Raw genomic sequence first — 23,625 nt, 5'->3', positions numbered from 1 at the left:
AAGATATTTATTGCAGCACATTACGTGCAATTACTATGCGAAACCACATCAGATTTAAATAAAATAAAAAATAACAACAATAATAAAAAATCCGGCATAAACAATATATACCGGATTATTATATCAAGGTTAAATTATTAATATACCAATATTACACCACCTCCCCTTCATCACTGATTGCCAGAGCCATATTGAGGGCTTGAGCTAAAGCCATTTTATTCTCATTATTTTCCAATAAACTAAAATGATCACCCGGAATAGCAATGAGTTTAAGTGAAGTATCAGCTATTATCTGCGCCCAACCTAACGACGGATCGATATTTAAAGACTCTGGTTCTTCATCCGTCACAAAAGAAATAGACGAGTAAGATTCCGTCGCATAAAATTGATGCAACGTTACCGCTATTACTTGTGGCTTATAATCTCTGACTATTTGCTCATAATGCTCTATCTGTTCCCAACGTTTAGCTATTAAGTCAGCACTCAAATTAACGGGATATAACGCCAGCTCCTGAGCCGCTGCAATAAACTGTACCAAATTCAACTCATCGATTCGCTGGTATAATGCCGCAATCTCTTCTTTACACGCCTCCCCTGACTGCCGGGCCAGTTCAATAAAGAAATGATGTTTGGGGGGCATGGCCTCTTTCTCAAAATAATGAGGCGCAGGCGTATCAATCAAGCCCAGGAAATTAACCCGCTCGCCAGCACTCAAAAGCTGTTGGGCAATGGCATAAGCCAACATGCCACCAGAAGAGTAACCCCCTATCCGATATGGACCTGCCGGTTGAACCGCTTTCATCAGGGTGATCATTCTGGCAGCTTGCTCTTCCATCGTTGACATCAGTTCTTCACTGATGGAAGGCCAAGGCAGCGCATAAATCGGGTAGCCCAACGAAATATGCTCAGCCAGCCCGAAAGCATAGGAGTAGTCACCCATGCCACTGGGAACAAAGAACAGCGGCAACCCTGTTCCATCAGGTCGTACCGATATGGCGCTGTTTTGCGACTGAGACAGTAAATTTGAGGTAATTTTTGCGGCCAGTTCAGCCAGCACCGGGAATTGGAACAAGATATTCAATGTGCAAACCATCCCTCGACCAGCGGCAATATTCGTCATTCGCATAGCGAGCAGTGAATGGCCTCCCAATGCGAAGAAATTGTCATGCCGGCTGACCTGCTCAATACCCAATAACTCACACCAAATCGCCGCCAGAGCTGCCTCAGTTTCCCCTTGCGGCGCTTCATAGACCTGACGGGAAAAATCTTCCTCCCGCGGTGCCGGTAATGCCCGGCGATCTAGCTTGCCGTTCGGGGTTTGCGGGAAGGTATCCAGACGCACAAAAGCTGACGGCACCATATAATCCGGCAAAATAGCACTCAGATGAGCACGCAAACTGGCAGTCAGCCCCTCATTCGTTTCCGCTACCACATAGGCGACCAAATGCTTGTCACGGCCATCCTCCCACACCAACACCGCCGCCTCTTGCACCGCCGGGTGTTCCAACAACCGGATTTCAATCTCCCCTAGCTCAATCCGGAAACCCCGAATTTTTACCTGCTCGTCGTTACGACCCAAGAATTCCAGATTGCCATCTGGCAAGTAACGGGCCAAATCCCCGGTGCGATACATCCGCGCACCAGCTACCGGACTAAAGGGATCAGCTATAAAACGTTCCGCGCTCAATTCCGGCTGGTTAAGATAGCCCCGTGCAACCCCAACGCCACCAATATACATTTCCCCAACGCAGCCTAATGGGACAGGTTGACCGTCTCTGTCCAATAGGTAGACGCAGGTATTTTTAAGCGGCTGGCCGATAGAACTATCATCAGCCGGGGATAATATCTCCTTACAGGTCGCCGTCACGGTATTTTCCGTCGGGCCATAAGCGTTCAACAGTCGAGGTCGGTGGGTTTCCCGCACAAACCAATCCTGAATAGCGCTCTTTTTAACGGCTTCACCACCAATAATGATGAACCTGAGGCAATCCGGTAGTGGGAGTGTATTGTCTCTGGCAATCAGTTCAGACCAAAATAACGCCGGCAGAGACATCACTGTGATACGGTTCTGCCAAGATAAGGCAATAAATTCCTGCATAGAAGTTAACCAACGCTCATCACGCATCACTAACGTGGCGCCATTACACAATGACAAACAGCATTCCTCTACTGAAACATCAAACGCAAAAGAGGCAAATTGTAATAACCGGTCTTGCGCAGTGACTGCATAAGTCTCATTAAAACCCAAATGACGTTGATACACCGCCTGATGTTCTATCATCACCCCTTTCGGCTGCCCGGTTGAACCGGAAGTGTAAATCACATAGGCCAGATGCTGTGGTGTCAATGTAGTCACCAATGGATTGCTGTCCGGTTGGTTTGGCAGGGTATTCAGCGTAAGTACAGTCAATCCGGTCAGCACTTCTTCGCCAAGCGTCGCCCGACCAGCTTCATCAACCAGTACCACTGACGGAGCCGTATCATCCAGAATATACGCCAGACGTTCTCCCGGATAAGTCGGGTCCAGCGGCACATAAGCCCCACCGGCTTTTAGCACTGCCAACAAAGCCACCACTATCGCCGGTGAACGTGCCATGCAAATCGCCACTCGCCGATCCGGTATGACGCCCAATGCAATCAGTTGATGGGCAAGGCGGTTGGCGCGAGCATTTAACTCGGCATAACTGAGAGTCTGCTCTTCATAGACTAATGCGGTCGCTTCCGGGGTTTTCTTTACCTGCTGCTCAAACAGTTGGTGAATACATAATGGATCAGGATAAGGGGTCTCAGTAGCATTCAAGGTTTCCAGTAGCAGTGTCCGTTCCGTTTCAGGCAGGACGTTCAGCATACGTACCGGCGTCTCCGGGGCCTGTTCAAGCGCTTCCACCAGACTTTCCAGCGCCTGCTGCATATAACCGCATAGTCGCTCTGGCTCAAACGGCTGCACCACCAGAGCGGTCAGCCCTAATGTGAAACCCCCATCCTCCACCGACAGCCCAAATGGATAGTTAGTCCGCTCCTGCCCTTCCAAAAATTCAACGCCTGTGATGATGTCATCCGACGTTGCCGATAAGGTATTATGTCGATAGTTGAACAGAGCACTAAAGAGCGGCGTACCGCTGGCAATACCACTGCACCGCTGGGCCAGCGCCAGTGAGGCATGCTCATGTTCCAGCAACCCGGCCAGTCGCAGATGCACCGCACGCACGCTCTCCTGTACCGAGGTATCATCGATATCCAGTCGCAACGGCAAGGTATTCATAAACAACCCCATGCCATTGTCTGCTCCATCTCCCGCCTCCATGCGCCCAAACAGGACGGTGCCAAACACCACTTTCTCTTGCCCGCTGGTATGCGATAGTACCTGTGCCCAAGCCAGATGACACAACGCCGCCAGACTGACCCCCAAATGCCGGGCCTGACTACGCAGACGATCATTCAGCTCAGGCGTCAACATCCGGTGAGATTCTCTCATCTGAGAGCCGTCCCGATGCACCTCCGCCAGTCCGAATGGGAATGTTGGCTCATCCACCTCCGCCAACATGTCGGTAAAGAAACGGGTATGTGCTGCCTGATCCCCCTTCAACCGGGTCTGAGCCACCAGATTGCGGAAAGGAACCGGCGCTGACAAGCGATCCCCCTGCCCGGCAAAATGCGCCAGCATTTCACGATGCATCACTTCCAGCGTTTCATGGTCGCCAATCAAGTGATGCTGCAATTCCAGTAAGAACCAGCGGCCATCGGTTTCCTGAGCGATGATAAAATCTAGTAGCGGTGCCTGACTCAAATTAAGACGATAATGCTCCGGATCAAAACGCTGGGTTAACTGGTCAATGACTGGGCCGTCAGCCGGGTCTAGCGTCAGTTCCGTCACAGGCAACCGAGCCTGACGCCAGACCACCTGCGCCGGAACGGATAATCCTTCCCAGATAAAAGCCGTCCGCAGGATGTCATGGCGATCAATTGCTTGTTGTACCGCCGCCAGATAACGCTCCAATAGAGAACGATTCTCAAAGATCACCGGATAGAGCAACAGATATGGGTCGCCTTTCTGCTCCAACAAGTGATGGAACAAGATACCGTCCTGCAACGGTGACAAGGCATAGATATCCTGAATATTAGCCACGCCACCCGGTACCTGTCTGACGATGCGATCAATATCAGTCTGAGTCAGATCAATCAGCGGCAACATTTCCGGCGTCAGCGCCGTAGTGGCCGAAGTGATGACGTTAGGCGGCACCACTACAGCCTGATGCTGTCCCAATGTTTGGGCCAAGTCTGACAACACCGGAAATTGGAACAGATCTCGCGCCGTCAGTGTCAACCCCAAGTGACGCAAGCGTTCAATCATGCGTACCGCGAGCAATGAATGACCGCCCAACACAAAGAAGCTGTCATGTCGGCTAATCTGCTCGATGCCCAATAATTCACTCCAGATGGCCGCCAAAGCTATCTCAGCTTCCCCTTGCGGCGCCTCATAGACCTGACGGGCAAAATCCTCTTCCCGCGGCGCCGGTAATGCCCGGCGATCTAACTTACCATTCGGGGTCTGCGGGAAGGTATCCAGACGTACAAAGGCAACCGGTACCATATAATCAGGTAAAATCGTACTCAAGTATTCACGTAAATCAGCTGCCAATCTCTCATGCGCTTGCGCTGCCACATAGGCGACCAGCCGTTTGTGCTGCCTGTCATCCAGTGCCAGCACCGCTGCCTCTTGTACCGCTGGGTGTTCCATCAACCGAGTTTCAATCTCCCCCAGTTCAATTCGGAAGCCTCGAATTTTTACCTGTTCGTCGTTACGACCCAGGAATTCCAGCTCACCACCCGGCAAGTAGCGGGCCAAATCGCCAGTGCGATACATGCGCGCACCGGATATCGGACTAAAGGGATCGGCTATAAAACGTTCCGCGCTCAATGCAGGTCGGTTCAGATAGCTCCGCGCCACACCCACGCCGCCAATATACATTTCGCCAACGCAACCGAATGGAACGGGCTGACCGTATTTGCCCAGCAGGTAAATACAGGTATTTTTAACCGGCCGCCCGATAGAATGATCATCTGTCAGGGATAATATCTCCTTACAGGTCGCCGTCACGGTATTTTCCGTCGGGCCATAGGCGTTCAATAGTCGAGGGCGGTGGACTTCCCGCGTAAACCAATCCTGAACGGCGCTCTTTTTCACTGCCTCCCCCCCAATGATGATGAGTCTGAGGCAATCTGGTAACGGTAATCTATTGTCTCTGGCAACCAGTTCGGACCAAAATAACGCCGGCAGAGACATCACTGTGATACGGTTTTGCCCGGCTAAGGCAATAAATTCCTGCATCGAAGTCAGCCAACGCTCATCACGCATCACTAACGTGGCGCCATTACACAATGATAAGCAGCATTCCTCTACCGAAACGTCGAACGCAAAAGAGGCAAATTGTAATAACCGGTCTTGCGCAGTGACGGCATAGGTCTCATTAAAACCCAGATGACGTTGATACAGCGCCTGATGTTCTATCATCACCCCTTTCGGCTGCCCGGTTGAACCGGAGGTATAGATGACATAAGCCAGATGTTGTGGCGTCAGCTCGGCTACCTGTGGGTTACTATCCGGCTGATCTGGCAAAATATGCGAGTCAAGTACCGTCAGCCCGGCCAATGCCAGTTCGCCAAGCGCCGCCCGGCCAGCTTCATCAACCAATACCACTGACGGGGCCGTATCATTCAGGATATACGTCAGACGTTCTCCCGGATAAGTCGGGTCCAGCGGCACATAAGCCCCACCCGCTTTCAGCACCGCCAACAAGGCCACCACTACCGCCGGTGAACGTGCCATGCAAATCGCCACCCGCTGTTCCGGTATGACGCCCAATGCAATTAGTTGGTGGGCAAAGCGGTTGGCGCGGGCATTTAATTCGGCATAACTGAGCGTTTGCCCTTCATAGACTAACGCGGTCGCTTCCGGGGTTTTCTCTACCTGTTGTTCAAACAGTTGGTGAATACATAATGGATCAGGATAAGGGATTTCAGTGGCATTCAAGGTTTCCAGCAACAGTGCCCGCTCCGTTTCAGGCAGGACGTTCAGCACACATACCGGCGTCTCCGGGGCCTGTTCAAGCGCTTCCACCAAACTTTCCAGCGCCTGTTGCATATAACCGCATAGTCTCTCTGGCTCAAACGGCTGTACCACCTGAGCGGTCAGCCCCAACGTGGAACTCCCATCCTCCACCGACAGACCAAATGGATAGTTGGTCCGTTCCTGTTCGCCCAAGAATTCAATCCCGGCCATCGTCTCATCCAGCGCCGCTGGTGGCTCATTATGGCGATAGTTGAACAGGGCGCTAAAGAGTGGGGTTTCACCCTGTACCCCACTGCACCGCTGGGCCAGCGCCAGTGAAGCATGCTCATGCTCCAGCAATTCAGCCAATCGTAGATGCACCGCCCGTACGCTATCCTCTACCGGGGTCTCGTCAATATCCAGTCGCAACGGCAAGGTATTCATAAACAATCCCATGCCATTGTCTGCCCCTTCCCCCGCCGCCATACGCCCAAACAGGACGGTGCCAAACACCACTTTCTCTTGCCCGCTGGTATGCGACAACACTTGCGCCCAAGCCAAATGACACAACGCCGCCAGACTGACACCCAAACGCCGGGCCTGACTGCGCAGGCGATCATTTAACGTAGCGGTCAGCATCCGGTGGGATTCTGTCATGCGAGATCCGTCACGATGCACCTCCGCCAGCCCGAATGGCAACGTCGGCTCATCCACCGCCGCCAACATGTCGGTAAAGAAACGGGTATGCGCTGCCTGACTCACCCCCAACCGGGACTGAGCCACCAGATTGCGGAAAGGGGCCGGCGCTGGCAGGCGCTCTTCCTGCCCGGCAAAATACGCCTGAACTTCACGGTGCATCAATTCCATCGTTTCATGGTCGCCGATCAAGTGATGCTCCAATTCCAGTAAAAACCAGCGGCCATCAGTTTCCTGAGCAATAACAAAATGCAGTAACGGGGCCTGACTCAGGTCAAGACGATACTGTCCCGGATCAAAACGCCGGGTTAACTGGTCAATGACTGGGCCGTCAGCCGGGTCTAGCGTCAGTTCCGTCACCGGCAACTGTGCCCGGCGCCAAACCACTTGTGCCGGGGCTGATAAACCTTGCCAAATAAAAGCCGTCCGCAAAATGTCATGACGATCAATCGCCTGTTGTACCGCCGCCAGATAACGGTCCAGCAGAGATCGGTTAGCAAAGACCACCGGATAGAGTAACAGATACGGGTCGCCTTCCTGTTCCAACAGGTGGTGGAACAGGATACCGTCCTGCAACGGCGACAACGCATAGATATCCTGAATATTGGTCATCCCGCCCGGTACCAGCTCAACGATGCGATCAATATCAGTCTGAGTCAGATCAATCAGTGGCAACATCTCCGGCGTCAGCGCCGTGGTGGTGGGAGTGATGACGTTAGGCGGTATTATCACGGCCTGATGTTGTCCCAACGCTTGGGCCAGCGCTGACAACACCGGCGACTGAAACAGATCACGCGCAGTTAATGTCAGCCCCTGGTGACGCAGGCGTTCAATCATGCGTACAGCAAGCAATGAATGGCCGCCCAATGCAAAGAAACTGTCATGTCGGCTTATCTGCTCAATGCCCAATAATTCACGCCAGATAGCCGCCAAGGCGATCTCAGCCTGCCCTTGTGGCGCTTCATAAATCTGACGGGCAAAATCTTCCTCTCCTGGTGCCGGTAATGCCCGGCGATCCAATTTGCCGCTCGGGGTCTGCGGGAAGGTATCCAGACACACAAAAACGACCGGAACCATATAGTCAGGTAAACTCGCACTCAAGTATTCACGTAAATCAGCAGCTAATTTCTCATGCACTTGTGCCGCCACATAGGCGACCAGCCGTTTGTGCTGCCCATCATCCAGTGCCAGCACCGCCGCCTCTTGTACCGCCGGGTGTTCCACCAAACGGGTTTCAATTTCCCCCAACTCAACCCGGAAGCCGCGGATTTTAACCTGCTCATCGTTACGGCCCAGGAATTCCAGCTCACCGTCCGGCAGGAAGCGGGCCAAATCCCCAGAGCGATACATCCGCGCACCAGATACCGAGCTAAAGGGGTCCGGCAGAAAACGTTCCACGCTCAATGTAGGCCGATTCAGATAACCCCGTGCCACACCCACACCACCAATGTACATTTCGCCAATGCCACCCAATGGAACCAGTTGCCCCTCTCTGTCCAACAGATAGATGCGGGAATTTTTAACCGGCCGACCGATAGAACGGGCATCTTCCGGGGATAATATCTCCTTATAGGTCACCGTCACGGTATTTTCCGTCGGGCCATAACCATTCAACAACCGGGGCCGGGAGCCTTCCTGCATAAACCAATCCTGAACGGCGTTCTTTTTTACCGCCTCACCACCAATCATGACGAGCCGGAGGCAATCCGGCAACGGTAACCCGGGATCTCTGGCCGCCAGTTCGGACCAGAATAAAGTCGGCAGAGAAATGATCGTAATACGATGTTGCCGGGTTAAAGCAATAAATTCCCGTACCGAAGCTAGCCAGCTATCATCCCGGATAACCAGTGTGGCCCCGTTACACAATACCGAGAAAAATTCCTCTACTGAAACATCAAACGCAAAAGCGGCAAATTGCAACACCCGATCTTGCGCAGTGACGGTATAAGTATCATTAAAGCCCAGATAACGCTGATAAATCGCCTGATGTTCTATCATCACCCCTTTCGGCTGCCCGGTTGAACCGGAGGTGTAAATCACATAGGCCAGATGCTGTGGTGTCAATGCAGTCACTAAGGGATTGCTGTCCGGTTGGTCAGGTAGGATACTCGGGTCAAGCACGGTCAACCCGGCTAGCACGACATCACCCAACGCTGCCCGCCCGGTCGCATCAGCCAATACCACTGATGGGGCAGTATCATTTAGGATATACGCCAGACGTTCCGCCGGGTAGGTTGAATCCAGCGGCACATAGGCCCCACCCGCTTTCAGCACCGCCAGCAGCGCCACCACCATCGCCGGGGAGCGTGCCACACAAATCGCTACCCGCTGGTCCGGTACGACACCCAATGCAATCAATTGGTGCGCCAGCCGGTTAGCGCCAGCATTTAATTCGGCATAACTGAGGCGCTGCCCTTGATACTCTAACGCTGTGACCTCTGGAGCTTGCTCTACCTGTTGCTCAAATAACTGATGAATACATAACGGATCAGGATAGGGGGTTTCTGTCGCGTTCCAAGTTTCCAGTAGCAATGTACGTTCAGCCTCTGGCAACAAATTAAGCTGCCCTATAGGCATTTCATCCCCCGTCCTTTTCGATGCTGCCAGCACCTGTAAGTGCTCGCTCATCCGCAAAACGACTTCCGCGCTCAGGCGGTTTTCATCGTAGATCCAACGAAAACCCCCTTGTGCATTTATCTGGAGGGTCAACAATTCGCCGGATACTTTTTGATCACGTGGCCTATCACCCTTTATCAACGAGACAGCGATTCGCCACGGCCGACTTGTTGCCAACGCCGGGATAGCATGCAATGAAGGAGAGCAAGAGAAGAGATCACAACTAAATGTGCCGTGCTGCGCCAACCGAGACAACTCATCATCAACCCAACCAGCTACCTCACGCCAAGGCTTATCAAACGCGACCTCAACAGCCATAGGCACCACCGGTGCCAGATTTACCGATTCATCTTTTACCTTATCCACGCTCCAACCGATTTGGAATACGGTCTGCTGAGTCAAACGCGCAAGGTAAATGACAAAAGTCTGCAACAACATTCGCAATGGCTCCTCTTCACCATTTTTTGGCAAAGGGGGCTGCCAAGCGCTCATTGCCCATATGGGTTCTGTTTGTTCTCCGGCGGTTTCGAAAGGTAACTGGAGGGGTTGCAAAGCAGCAAGACGCTCATACCAGAATAATTCACTGGATGTGAGTCTCTGAAGGATATTCTTTGTATTTCGAGTTTGTTGTGAAACGTCATTTGCATCGGTTATATTTTTTGACGTCTGAGTTTTAAACGCACTTCCCACTTTAGCAATATTATTTTTCATCTACTACTACCTCAACGAATCTGTTAGAAATTTGAGAACCGTCATTTCCGACAGTCATCACTAATGTTTCTCTCCTACTTCTTGCCCAAAAATAAAAATGGACACATCTGCTATCCATCCAAGAGACTCAGATATCGGATGCCACAGCCTGATTAATAACGGCCACTTAGCCCATCTTCAATACCAATTATCCTGACAACAGAATGAGACATTCCATTTTTGTTCCTATTTTTCAGATAAGCTCAATTAATTCACTGCAATTTTTGTTGACTGTTCCTAAATTCCATAATTAAAAACTTAACCATTACTTACATTTATTATTCATAATTACCAAATAACCTTTAACTTTATCTGACTGCAATTAATACCTGATTAAAATAATTTCAAAAACAAATTAAGCATTTTAAAGATAAAACAGACTAATTTATATTTAATTATCAAAATATTATAATCATCTGTGAAATAACCCTTCGCCACAATAATAAAAGTATATACTAATTCCAAATACACTTATTCAAGAGGCATAAAATTACCCTGTGCATTCAATTATATCAAAATATAACGCCAAGCTAAAAATAATTCATAAAAAATTATTTTTCAACAATAAGACAATACCGCTAACGAATATACCACAAATAGATAAATACAAATTACATTTAACTTAATTACATATTGTTTTGTAATAATTATAACATGAAAAAAATATAAATGTTATTATATCCATAATCACCAAGAAACAATGAAAAATTAAAATAACTTAATTTTTCATTGTTTCATAATAATACACAGTGCAATCTATATCCTATTCAATAATATTTACTATCGCATAAATTAGATACCCTCCAATTTAAATAATTTAATTTTAAGATACCCTATATCTAATTCAAATTTTAAATATAAAAAATAACTTTTTCACTATGTATATTTATAACTAAATACCTACATTAAATTATTTATTAAAATCACAACAAACCAATAACAACATTAATTTAAACTTTATGATTGATATTATTTTAAAAATAACATGGATATTAACACTTATGATCCAACATAATATAAGACATTCTCCACCAAGTAATTAACAGCAAAGTATCCTCCTCATATTTTTATATTTAAATTGTTCAAGGTTAGCTATTTATGCCTTCTATAACTCACATCCTTAAATGTTAATGATAAAGCCGCTAAAATAGCTGGAATGGATAAAATGGCAAAAATAGTGCTATAACTTAATTCAAGCCTGATCAATTCTGCGCCAAATAAAGTACCGAAAATCCCACCAAATCTTCCAAATCCTAACATCCAGGCAACCCCCGTTGCCCTACAATGAGTCGGATAAAATTGTGCAGAGATTGATCCCATAGACGCCTGAGCGCCATTCATCGTTATCCCGGCAAGAAATATAAGAATACTCAATAATAATACATTTTCTTCCTGACCAATAAAAAAGACCAAAATACCAGCTAGGGCATAATTAGTTGCAACTACTTTATGAGGATTAATTCGATCCATTAACCAACCGGAAAAAACCGTGCTTATTACACCTCCCAAAGGAAATAATGCTGTCAATGTTGCAGCCATGCTAATACTGAAACCAACATCGTTCATTAAAAATGGCATCCAACTTGTCAGAACATAAAAAACCAATGCTCCCATGCAATAGGTTATCCATAACATTGTCGTCCCAACTAAGAATCGATTGGATAAAACCGTTTTAATTGACGACTTATGTATAATTTCTTCTTCATCAAAGGTAAACTTGTTTATATCATTTAAAGCACTACCGGTCATTTTAGACAAAATTCGTCTTATATTATTGTTATCCTCGGAACCACCTTGCAAAGCCAAATACCTAAGTGACTCAGGTAATAGAGAAAAGAGAAATAGAGATAGAAATAACGGCAGAATACCCCCTAAAATCAAAACTCCCTGCCAACCAAAATGGGGAATAATCCATGCAGAAATTATCCCACCCACCGCTGCACCAAGAGGAAAACCACAAAAAACGATATTTATTAACAAAGATCGCCGATTCTCTGGTGCATATTCAGATATTAAAGTTATTGCATTTGACATTGCCGCACCAAGACCTAACCCAGTCAAAAAACGCAAAATAGTTAATGTCTGTATTGAATCTGCAACAGCGGTAGCAAGACTAAGCAGGCCAAAAACAGTAACCGATATTGTCAGCACTGACTTTCGACCAAACCGATCTGCAAGTGGACCAGAAAAAATCGAGCCCAACGATAACCCAAAAAGAGCGGCGCTCATAGTCGGCCCAAGAATAGCCCCTTCTACTTTAAAATCGTTGACCACTGCTGGTGCAATATACCCCATTAATACCGTGTCAAAACCATCAATAACAACAATTAAGAAACATAGAATTAATACCTGCCATTGAACTTTCGAAAATTTTTGATTATTAATAATATGTTGAATACTGACTGTTTTAGTACTATTCACCTTGAACCACCAATGCCCAAAAATTCACTACTCTTAATTATAAAGATAAATTATCCGTTTAATAACAGATGTAAAGAAAATTTATTTTTAATGTTTTCTGTATTACTTTTATTTACATTCACATTATCACAATAAAAAAACATAATTGACGTTATTATTTTCAATTTATAACATTCCCATGAAATATTTCTATTGACTGACAGTCATGTCTTTAATTTAAAATCTCTGTCCTCTGGTGTGGGTAAACTGTTCCAGTTGTTCTCTGGCTGCCGCGATGACGCGCGGATGGCGGTGACCGATATTCACCACGGCAATACCGGCGGCAAAATTGATATAACGTTGCCTCTGAACGTCCCAAATTTCAGCGTCTTCCGCACGCTCCGCATAGATTTGTGTGGTCACGCCCACGCCTCTTAAAACAGCCGCACTGCGTTTATAGGGAATTATCACTTTTATTCCCTGACGTTTTAACCGGTTGTGTAATGAGTAATGAGTGGCTGGCGTAACCTTTATCAGCAATCACCGCTTTTGAACGCCGTTTCATAAAACCGTTTTTACGCTGAATACCCAGACCATCCAGCAGGCGTATTGCATATTGACTTTCGTGACATTGACCGGCACTGAGTACCACATTTACACAACTGGCAACTATACCCAATGGATTTCAAGATGCATCGCGACGGCAAGGGAGAGAATCTCCGGGAGCATAGCAAACTATGTGACCGGGGTGAGCGAGTGCAGCCAACAAATGAGGCAACTTGAAAGATAACGGGTATAACCAGAATACTGTTCGTCATAATAATAGTTCAGAGTCTGCATCTCTTGATGTCCATAAAGTTAAAAGTGATGTTGAATTTGATAGTATTCACGACTTCTTTAATGGATTAATTGACACAGCTATTGATGATAAGTTAAATCCCGATTTAACAGTCAATTGAGAAACCAAAGATAATAAAGTGTAGTTATTTCATTTAAGAGAAGGGATAAAGTGGTCTGATGGTTCTTCTATTACGGCCCATGATATGGTTTTTAGTTGGCAACGTTTAATTGATCCCGGGGTTTGAGGTGAATAGACCCCTATATGAACATCTGTAGGGTGTGTTAAAGTTAAACTTGGAGTTTTAGGATATGATGAACGATGAAGAAGAACACCACGCCTACATTGCATGATGCTATTTTTAAGCAGTTCTTGACACATCCAGATACCGCCAGGGACTTTCTGCAATTTCATCTGCCGCCGATGTTACTTAAAGTATGTGATCTGGAAACGCTGCAACTGGCGTCAGGGAGTTTTATCGAAGACGATCTTCGACCGTACTACAGCGACGTGTTGTATTCGTTGAAAGCAGGTAAAGGTGACGGCTACGTGTATTGTCTGATTGAGCATCAGAGTTCCCCGGATAAGCATATGGCGTTTCGGTTGCTACGTTATGCGATCGCTGCAATGTAACGTCATCTTGATGCTGGTCATAAAACGTTACCTCTGGTGATACCAGTATTGTTCTACCAAGGAAAAGTCAGTCCATATCCGTATTCAATGAGCTGGTTGCAGGAATTTGATGACCCTAAGCTAGCCAGCGAACTCTACAGTAAAGATTTCCCATTGGCGGATATCACCGTCATTGCCGACGACGAAATCATGAAGCACCGACGAATGGCCGGGCTTGAGCTGCTGCAAAAACACATTCGGCAGCGCGACCTGGCTGATTTGCTTGAGCAATTGGTCACATTATTGCTTGAAGGATACACCACTCAGGAACAACTGGTTTCTGTGATAAACTACATGTTGCAGGCGGGAGAATCCCACGACCCGACTGCTTTGTTGAATACTCTGGCATTACGCATGCCACAGCATGAGGAAGCTCTGATGACTATCGCAGAAAAACTCCGCCTTGAAGGCGAACAACGCGGGATTCAGAAAGGTATACAGTTGGGTGAACAGAAAGGTATACAGCTGGGCGAACAAAAAGGCCGTAAAGAGGAAGCGATTAAGATTGCCCGCACTATGTTGGCTAATGGTCTTGATCGCACGACCGTTATGAAAATGACTGGCCTTTCCGAAGACGAACTGGCGCAAATTCGCCACTAATTCTGGCACCAGTAAGAATCCCATTAAGGGCATTGGCTATATAATCATAATACGAGATCCCAATATCGGGATCTCAGGAATTCCTAATCAATTGTCTTAATTGCTCTTTTATGATTTTTCCACTTGCGTTTCTGGGTAAAGTTAAAAAAGTATATCCCTTAGGACGCTTATACCGCGCCATTACCGTACAAATATAATTTATTGCACTAAATAACTTTCCAAAATAGTGCTCCCTTCGTACAACTCCTTGTGTAGCAAGAGTTGTAAGCTACACATAGTTGAGTTATGAGTTAGTACGGTTTATCAGGCATCAGATTTGCACTGTTCGGATATTAATCGAATAGACCAACTGTATCGGTATTATGAAATTCTATTTAGCTAATGACTATGTTTAGATACGAATTAATAATTTACCCATCGTAATATTCTTAGCTGAAATAACTAGAATCATCCCGTCTATGAAATTGACTTCTCGACCTGTACCATATGTAATCTCTCTGCCACTATTTCACATGCGTCAAGTAATGAATAAAATAAGTTTTCTAATTCAGTTCGACTTCCAATAAGCAATTTTTGCTTTAGCGTGTTCTCACATTCTTTTAGGTTTTGCGTATATTTAATAATGTCGGTGAGAATTTCGTTGTCTCTGTAGTATTCCAAAACCTGAGTTTTCTTAGTTGGGTAGAAACCACCTTTCAGGATTTGCAAAGGTCTTAAGCAGCCGTGATCAGTGAGTTTCATCATCAATCCAAGCATATAATGTGCCCGATGTCCATATGTACCAGAAATCAGATAAGAACGAGCTATTTGCCTTATAGTAAATAGATTGTTGATAATGCCATATACATCACCTTTCAATGACGGTTTCATTTCTAAAGCAAGATTACCATAGACACGCTTAGTTCCATTGATGAGCGCATATGTTCTGAAACCAGGATATTGATGAACATTCGATGCACTATATACGGAGATGGATAAATCCTTGAACCTAGATTGTGTTGAGCGGATTGCTTCAAGAATAACAGTATCGACTTTATCCACGATAACAATAGAGTCTATATCTGAACCACTTCGCATATCACCTCGGGCAGCACTGCCGTGGAGATAAAAGGCTAATAATCTATCTCCAATAAACTGCTTTAAGAGAATAATCACTTGATCGATGAGGGGTTGTAATGAAAGAAGATTGTCTACTTTATCATGTGCCGGCACAATACGTGTCTCTGGGTACAAATGCTGCAATAATGTCGAATAGTACTCCGCGATTCCACTTAACCGTGCCGCAGCATCACGAAAAACATTAATATCAGACAAAAGTTCTTCTTCGAACTTTTGCCAAGATATATTGCAAGTGATCAACCAATTAAGGTCTTCTATTGGTGCTTTCAAAACATACGCGCTATCTTTGTGAATACAGGATAGCTCCGTTGATTCGAGCAGACGATATAGCCCCAATTCGGCATAGCGCATTGCCCAACCAAGCTGGCGTACTCCCCAAACGTGGGTCTTTGGCGTCAAGTTTCTGAGGTAGTAGAGACGCGCAATATGGGCAACGCTAAAGACTGCTTGTCTATATATATCAATATTCCCTTTGATATCAGGGAATACCACATCACCGATTTTTTCCGACCGTAAGAGCCAAGGATTCTTAGTAAACTGCCACATACAATGAGGCGGATAATACGATAACTCACTAATAGTAAGATAATTTAGGGTAAACTCAAAAAACTCCGCCTGAAGGTATCTTAGTGATGTAATACAACCTGTGACGAAATTATCAGCTACAATCACGTAAAAATGCCTCACACACCGAGAAGAATAATCAGGTTGGCGGAGATATGAATCAGTTTCCACAATACCAAGAAGATTCTCTCCAAAAACTTCTAATGCGGACTGAATAAAATAGTCAGTTCTTGCATCCATATAAATTTACTCTTTGACATCAGGGCATGTCGCAAAAGGCCGGGGTATTACAGCACACGAGATAATAATTGTGATAACTGCTAAGTTGATTTTTTTGAATTAGCTTATACAAGGTAGCTATTAAAAAGTAGTTTAATTACTTATATCAGTCAAGAAAACTAATTCGATTACTGTCACAATAGGAAATAGCAATAAGGTAATTTTTCAAAATAGTAGATAGTTTAAAAAGAACCTAATCCAACTTTTACAACCTGATTAATAAGCAAGAATCGAGACTGAACTCTTTGTTCCTGTATACCTATTTCACCACCAGTGGAATAAAATCGAACAATTGAGCAGTCTCTGCATGAAATTCTACGGATAAATTAATTAACAATAACAACTATACCCTATGGATTTCAAGATGCATCGCGACGGCAAGGGAGTGAATCCCCGGGAACATAGCAAACTATGTGACTGGGGTGAGCGAATGCAGCCAACAAAGAGGCAACTTGAAAGATAACGGGTATATCTTTAATGATTATGATTCAGACATAAGAATATTTGGTGCACAAGGCGTATATCAGCGCAAGCACACCCAACAAACCATCAGCAAATCAACCGGTTGAAAGTTATAATCCCGGCGCCTTCCATAATGACGTAGTCAAACCATGATCGACCAACGTTAATTGATCGGCATATATCGCCTGCCAGTTCTGTTTAGCCTTTTGATACACTTCATAATGTTCAGGATTTGGCTGATATTCATGTTGCCAACGCACCAGTTTCTCCCCTGTGTTCTCCATTGCATCATAAAGCCCAACCCCCACTCCGGCAGCAATTGCACAGCCTAAAGCGGTCGATTCTTTAACCATCGGCACCCGAACCGGCAGCCCTGTCACGTCAGATAAAATCTGGCTCCATAATTTTCCTTTTGAACCCCCACCAGCGAATACCAGTGAATCCGGTTTCACTGCCGAAAAGGCAGAAATCAGATCCAGATTACAGGCCGAGACAATCGCTGCGTTCTCTTCCAACGCACGAAATAGGGTCGCTTTATTGCATTTCTCAGGATCAATGGAAAGGTTAATAAAGGAAGGCGCAGCGTGATACCAGGCTTTAAACCGCATCACATCAGAGAAAATTGGCATGATACCGTAAGCGCCTGCCGGGACTCTGGCCGCCATGTCTTCCAGTAAGCTATAAGTATCAACGCCAAGACGCTCCGCCAACAGCTTTTCTTCCGCGCAAAATGCATCTCTAAACCAGCGCATGGTTAAGCCAGTAAAGAAACTAATGGACTCCGCTTGAACCATGCCGGGAATAACATGAGGGTTTATCCGTGTATTCATATTTGGGTCAGTGACCGGTGCCGGCAAATTGACAACCTGCTGCCAGAAAGTACCGCCGATAACGGCGGTCTGGGCAGGTTTTACAACACCTAAACCAAGACAACCAAGTTGTACATCACCACCACCCATAATGACCGGTGTACCAACATTCAGTCCACATTGAACAGCGGCTTTCTCAGTGATGTAACCTAACAAGGTTCCAGTCTCTTTTACCGGCGAGAGAATATCAGAGCGCAATCCTGCCATCTCAAGTAGATCGGGACGCCAATCACGGCTCACCAGATCCAGCATACCTGTCGTACCCGCATTGGAGGGATCAACAGCCAATTCACCACTGAGCATATTTGCCAGCCAGTCGCTGATCATGGTTAAAGCGGCCGCCTGACGATAGATATCCGGGCGATGATGAGCAAGCCATAACAGACGAGGCATTGCACCCAACGCTAATGTTTGCCCTGAACACTGATACACATCATATTCAAAAGTGCTGTCATACAACGCCTTCAATTCACTCACTTCTTGGCTGGAACGCGCATCCACATTAGCACAAGCCCAGATCGGCTCACCATCGCGGTTATAAAGCACGATCCCTTCCCGCATAGAACAAGAAGCCACCCCCTGAATAGCACTGGCGGGCAATTGCGCGGTTTTTAGCGCCTGGCGAATACATTGGCAAGCAAGCTGCCAGTTCGTCGCTAAATCAAACTCCATTGAACCCGGTACATCAGGTACAGGCTGATGTATCCATTCAGCCTGCCCTGCGGCGATCTGATTCCCTTCAAGATCAAATATCACTGCACGAACACTCCCTGTTCCTGCATCAAGCGCCATCAGATATTTTCCCGATGGATTAGCACTACGGCGTTGATTCATGATGCTATCCTCAGTTTAATTACTTTTTGAACTTATAGCCTTACCTCAAATTTTTTCTGCTTACTTTCACGGATAGAGTAAATATAGGGTTCAGCGCAGCAAATTCAGCATAGCTTTGGCAGTCTGTTCTTCCGTCACCAATCCATTGATATATTGACCATTCAGCGCAGCAATAATGGCTTCCGCTTTCTCTTCCCCTCCCGCAACGCCAATCACTGTCGGGATAGTTTTCAGCTCCGGCATGGAAATACCTATCAGCTCCTGATGAATCTGCATATCCTCCACCAGCTCACCATCAGCGCACATAAAATAGCCAAGGATATCGCCCACAGCGCCTTTCCGACCAAACATTAGCTGTTCACCACCACTGATATAACCAGAACGCATAATTGTCGCCTGCTGTTTCTGATTAACTGCGCCAATACCAACGATAGCAATATCAGCCGCACAAGCCGCTAGCAAAACATCTCGGACACTGCTCTCCTGACGAAATGTTTCAGCAACCTGAGCAGTGGAAGCTCGTAATGGGGCGGGGATAATATTGATTGAACAGGCTGCATCCAGTTGACCAATACCGGTCATATAAGGACCGACGCCACCGGATAATGTGACAAGCCTAATTTGTTGTGATGAGATAAAACCACTTAAATGTTGCAATGTGCACATGGTGGTCTCGCCAAACCCCACGGCCAATAATTGCTGCGGTTCAATCAATGCCATCAACAAATGTGCCGCACCAACCCCCAATCTGGCACTAAGATTCATATTCGCCAGCGCAGGCAAAACGCGTACCTGTTTCAAAGAGAAATGTTTTTGCAGGGTATCTTCCAGCGCCAAACACCCCTCGTAACGAGAGTTAATTTGTACCCGAATGACGCCTGATTGCCGCCCTTTTTCCAGTAATCTGGAAACTTTTAACCGGCTTAAACCAAGCAAATCGCCGATGTCACCTTGTGTCAGGCCATCGTGATAGTAAAACCATGCAATACGCGCAAGCAGCTCTTCTTCACTCATGCTATTACCCGGATAGGTGTCCTCAGACAATACATTTTTCTCTTTAGCTGATTTTTCTTTCACTGATTTTATCGACATAACCACTTTCTTTTATCCGCACTCAACAGATAACCATTAAAACGTATAACACGCCAGAGTTTTACCGCAAAAATTTGAACACAATTCAATGAATATATAAATTTTTCACAAAGTGTGATTTAAATATTGCCAAGTTCACAATTTAACAGCTACCATGTTGAACAATTGTTTTTTAAATATATAAATGTTCATTTTGTTTGCCTCCGCACCTGCATGTAAGAGGATGCCGCGATGTTACATAACAACACCGCAGTACCACCGCTATTAGAAGTCAGTGGCGCCAGTAAGCAATTTTCCGGCGTAATGGTACTGAAACATATTGATTTTACGCTGTTTCCAGGGCAGATACATGCTCTGTTAGGAGGTAATGGCGCGGGCAAATCAACACTGATGAAGATTATTGCCGGTATCGAACAGCCGGATAAAGGCACGCTCAAGATTAGCGGTAATCATGTTAGCCATCTTAATCCCACTAAAGCCCATCAACTCGGTATTTATCTGATACCACAAGAACCATTGCTATTTCCGAATTTGTCTGTACAGGAAAACATCCTGTTTCGTCTGCCAAAGCATCAGGTAGATAAGTCTAAAATGAAACAGCTATTGGCATTACTTGGCTGTCAATTAGATCTACATGTCAGTGCTAGCAGCCTTAATGTTGCCGATCAACAACTAGTCGAAATTATGCGTGGCCTGATGCGTAATTCGAAAATCTTAATCCTTGATGAACCTACCGCCTCCCTAACACCAGTAGAAACCGAACGCCTATTTGCCCAACTCCGCGGGTTACAACAGCAAAGTGTCGGCATCATTTTTATTTCCCACAAAATCCCTGAAATTTACCAATTAGCGGATCAAGTCAGTGTCATGCGTGACGGCAGTATTGCTTTAAGTGGCAAAATCCACGATTACACAACCGATGATATTATTCAGGCCATTACACCAATCACAAAAAATCAGCCATTAAATGGCACCCCAAAATTGGGCCTGGATCTTAGCAATAACCAGCACCAGACAGTACCTGATCGACCAATACTGACAGTCACCAAACTGAGCGGCGAGGGTTTCTGCAATATCACCTTCTCAGTGAAACCTGGTGAAATTCTTGGCTTGGCCGGAGTTGTTGGTGCAGGCCGTACAGAACTGGCTGAAACACTTTATGGTCTGCGCCCTGCGATATCCGGGGAAATCAAGTTAAAACAACATCCTATTAATGGGCTAAAAACTGCTCAACGTCTGGCTCAGGGTTTGGTTTATTTGCCGGAAGATCGACAGTCATCAGGATTATTTCTGAATTCATCACTCGGCTGGAATATCTGCTCACTAACCCACAACCGCAATACATTCTGGATACGTCCTGCCTATGACACAGCGGTACTTGAACGCTATTGCCAAATCCTAAATATCAAATTCAGCCATATTAACCAACCGATCAAAACGCTGTCCGGCGGTAATCAACAAAAAATTCTGATTGCTAAATGTCTGGAAGCTCACCCCGCAGTCCTTATTATTGATGAACCTACACGTGGTGTGGATGTCGCGGCACGCAATGATATTTACCAACTGATTCGTCATATCGCCCAACAGCAAGTGGCGATTATTTTTATTTCATCGGATCTGGATGAAGTGGTTCGAATAGCTGATCGGGTATTAGTCATGCATCAGGGAGAAATCAATGGCGAGTTAACTAAGCAACAAATAGATGTTGACACCATTATGCATATCGCCTTCGGCGAACATAAACCACAACAGGCGGCATCATGTTGAAACTTATCCAGAATAACCGAGAAATTACTGCATTGATTGCCATTCTCTGCCTGTTTGGCTTACTCAGTGTTATCGACCACCAGTACTTTAGCTTACAAACTGTTACCCTCGTTTTTAGCAGTGCGCAGATCCTTATCTTGCTTGCAATGGGGGCAACACTGGTCATGCTGACTCGCAATATTGATGTCTCTGTCGGCTCCATTGCCGGCTTATGCGCGGTCATTATGGGAATGTCACTGAATGCCGGCTTTAGCCTGCCCGTTTCCTGCCTGTTGACTCTTCTGCTCGGCATGTGCGCCGGATTCTTCAATGGCGCGCTGGTCACCTGGCTGAAAATTCCCGCGATCGTTACCACCCTCGGCACGTTGGGGCTTTACCGTGGGCTGATGTTATTGCTTACTGACGGTAAATGGATTGAAGGCTTACCAAGCGAATTAAAGCGCCTTTCCGCACCTTTATGGCTCAATATCTCACCTATCGGTTGGCTGTTAATGATCCTGATATTAGCAATGGCGTGGATACTAGCAAAAACCCCATTTGGCCGGAGCTTTTACGCCACAGGAGACAACCTGCAAGGCGCTCGTCAACTGGGCGTTCGTACAGATAGCATTCAAATTATCGCCTTCTCCGTGAATGGTGTCATGGCAGCGCTGGCCGGAATTGTTTTTGCTTCCCAAATTGGTTTTATCCCAAATCAGACTGGCAGTGGGCTGGAAATGAGAGCTATCGCAGCTTGCGTGCTAGGCGGTATCAGTCTGCTTGGCGGCACCGGTACAGTGATCGGCGCTATTTTAGGCGCATTTTTCCTGACGCAGATAAACAGCGGATTAGTATTACTAAAACTCCCTGCCTGGTGGAATGATTTTATTGCCGGATTTGTTCTGCTGGCGGTGTTGATTTTTGATGGACGCCTTCGTTGTGCCATCGAAAAAAATATCCGCCAACAAAAATATGCCCGTTTCCTCAAAAATGACAAAAGTAATCAGGTGACATAATGAATATCGGTCAACGTTATGGCTGGGAATTGACCTTAGCCGCATTACTGATTATTGAAATTCTGCTATTTGGCATAGCAAACTCGCGTATGCTGGACATTAATATATTGTTGCTGAGTACCAGTGATTTTATCTGTATCGGGATTGTGGCCTTGCCACTGACTATGGTTATTGTGAGTGGGGGTATTGATATTTCATTTGGCTCAATCATTGGTCTGTGCGCGATATCACTCGGAGTAATGAATCAGGCCGGTATTCCAATGGCCGCCGCTATTCCACTGACGCTATTAGTCGGTGCAATATGTGGAATAATCAATGCAGCACTCATTTTATATACCGGCATTAACCCACTGGTTATCACACTCGGTACCCTATATCTGTTCGGTGGCAGTGCCCTGCTGCTTTCCGGTATCTCCGGTGCAACCGGTTACGAAGGTATTGGTGGCTTTCCACAAGCATTGACTGATTTTGCCAATTTGACTGTGTTTGGCCTACCCATGCCATTGATGCTATTTCTACTCTGTCTCCTTATTTTCTGGCTGTTCATGCATCGTACCCACAGTGGACGCAATATTTTTCTGATTGGACAAAGCAGTAAAGTTGCCCGTTACGCGGCAATTCCCATTGCCCGAACCCTATATCTTCTCTATACCCTGACCGGCATAGCTTCTGCTATCGCCGCCATTGTATTAGTTTCCTATTTTGGATCAGCGCGTTCTGACCTTGGCGCATCCTTTCTGATGCCGGCAATCACCGCGGTAGTATTGGGCGGAGCCAATATTTACGGTGGTTCAGGTTCAATCATCGGCACCGCGCTGGCTATATTATTAATTGGTTATTTACAACAGGGGTTACAGATGGCCGGCGTCCCCAATCAGGTATCCAGTGCCCTTGCCGGCGCCCTGTTGATCATTGCCGTGGTAGGACGTTCCATCAGCCAGCACCACCACCAAATCCGTGACTGGATACAGCGATGGAGAAATCAGAGATTGTCTTCATAAACCTACAGATTGAATTTTATGA

Annotated in this window: 8 protein-coding genes and 4 pseudogenes; 5 read left to right on the top strand and 7 right to left on the bottom strand. The window is 46.2% G+C overall.

Going from position 1 to position 23,625, the window contains the following annotated elements; all coding sequences use genetic code 11:
• Positions 1 to 151: 151 nt before the first annotated feature.
• From ACGF5R_RS09265 to ACGF5R_RS09250, 4 genes and pseudogenes are all read right to left on the bottom strand, one after another.
• A complete protein-coding gene (locus ACGF5R_RS09265) occupies positions 152 to 10,072 on the bottom strand; it encodes an amino acid adenylation domain-containing protein (protein ID WP_387690558.1) in 9,921 nt (3,306 codons plus the stop codon).
• A 1,131-nt stretch (positions 10,073 to 11,203) separates the two neighbouring features.
• Entirely contained in the window at positions 11,204 to 12,532 is a 1,329-nt protein-coding gene (locus ACGF5R_RS09260; RefSeq protein WP_387690556.1) for an MFS transporter, read from the bottom strand.
• 234 nt (positions 12,533 to 12,766) lie between these two features.
• A pseudogene (locus ACGF5R_RS09255) lies at positions 12,767 to 12,988 on the bottom strand (aminotransferase class III-fold pyridoxal phosphate-dependent enzyme); the annotation flags it as partial.
• Positions 12,965 to 13,169 (bottom strand): annotated as a pseudogene (locus tag ACGF5R_RS09250) (transposase); the annotation flags it as partial. The pseudogenes ACGF5R_RS09255 and ACGF5R_RS09250, both read right to left, overlap by 24 nt.
• 142 nt (positions 13,170 to 13,311) lie before the next feature.
• Between ACGF5R_RS09250 and ACGF5R_RS09245 the strand changes: the two are divergent.
• Both ACGF5R_RS09245 and ACGF5R_RS09240 read left to right on the top strand, forming a co-directional pair.
• Positions 13,312 to 13,587: pseudogene (locus ACGF5R_RS09245) on the top strand (ABC transporter substrate-binding protein); the annotation flags it as partial.
• An 83-nt stretch (positions 13,588 to 13,670) separates the two neighbouring features.
• A pseudogene (locus tag ACGF5R_RS09240) lies at positions 13,671 to 14,621 on the top strand (Rpn family recombination-promoting nuclease/putative transposase).
• A 456-nt stretch (positions 14,622 to 15,077) separates the two neighbouring features.
• Here ACGF5R_RS09240 and ACGF5R_RS09235 read toward each other — a convergent pair.
• From ACGF5R_RS09235 to lsrR, 3 genes are all read right to left on the bottom strand, one after another.
• The gene (locus ACGF5R_RS09235; protein WP_112879106.1) at positions 15,078 to 16,544 is read right to left on the bottom strand and encodes a nucleotidyltransferase domain-containing protein; all 1,467 of its coding nucleotides are present in this window, start codon (positions 16,542 to 16,544) and stop codon (positions 15,078 to 15,080) included.
• 611 nt (positions 16,545 to 17,155) lie between these two features.
• Positions 17,156 to 18,748 (bottom strand): autoinducer-2 kinase, encoded by a 1,593-nt coding sequence (lsrK, locus tag ACGF5R_RS09230; protein WP_112879105.1) that lies wholly within the window; start codon positions 18,746 to 18,748, stop codon positions 17,156 to 17,158.
• A 90-nt stretch (positions 18,749 to 18,838) separates the two neighbouring features.
• The gene (gene lsrR / locus ACGF5R_RS09225) at positions 18,839 to 19,840 is read right to left on the bottom strand and encodes a transcriptional regulator LsrR (RefSeq protein WP_112879104.1); all 1,002 of its coding nucleotides are present in this window, start codon (positions 19,838 to 19,840) and stop codon (positions 18,839 to 18,841) included.
• A gap of 231 nt (positions 19,841 to 20,071) precedes the next feature.
• Here lsrR and lsrA point away from each other — a divergent pair, with 231 nt between their 5' ends.
• The 3 genes from lsrA to lsrD are packed head-to-tail and all read left to right on the top strand — an operon-like array spanning position 20,072 to position 23,603.
• Positions 20,072 to 21,607 carry an autoinducer 2 ABC transporter ATP-binding protein LsrA gene (lsrA, locus tag ACGF5R_RS09220; protein ID WP_262980714.1) on the top strand — a complete coding sequence of 512 codons (1,536 nt, stop codon included), beginning with the start codon at positions 20,072 to 20,074 and terminating at the stop codon, positions 21,605 to 21,607.
• Entirely contained in the window at positions 21,601 to 22,602 is a 1,002-nt protein-coding gene (gene lsrC, locus ACGF5R_RS09215; RefSeq protein WP_112879102.1) for an autoinducer 2 ABC transporter permease LsrC, read from the top strand. The genes lsrA and lsrC overlap by 7 nt, the downstream gene beginning before the upstream one ends.
• Positions 22,602 to 23,603 carry an autoinducer 2 ABC transporter permease LsrD gene (gene lsrD, locus ACGF5R_RS09210; protein ID WP_387690554.1) on the top strand — a complete coding sequence of 334 codons (1,002 nt, stop codon included), beginning with the start codon at positions 22,602 to 22,604 and terminating at the stop codon, positions 23,601 to 23,603. The genes lsrC and lsrD overlap by 1 nt, the downstream gene beginning before the upstream one ends.
• Positions 23,604 to 23,625: the final 22 nt, after the last annotated feature.

Origin of the sequence: Photorhabdus sp. RM71S, assembly GCF_042879355.1 — a bacterium.
GTDB lineage: Bacteria > Pseudomonadota > Gammaproteobacteria > Enterobacterales > Enterobacteriaceae > Photorhabdus > Photorhabdus kayaii.
This window is presented reverse-complemented; position numbering and strand designations above follow the sequence as displayed.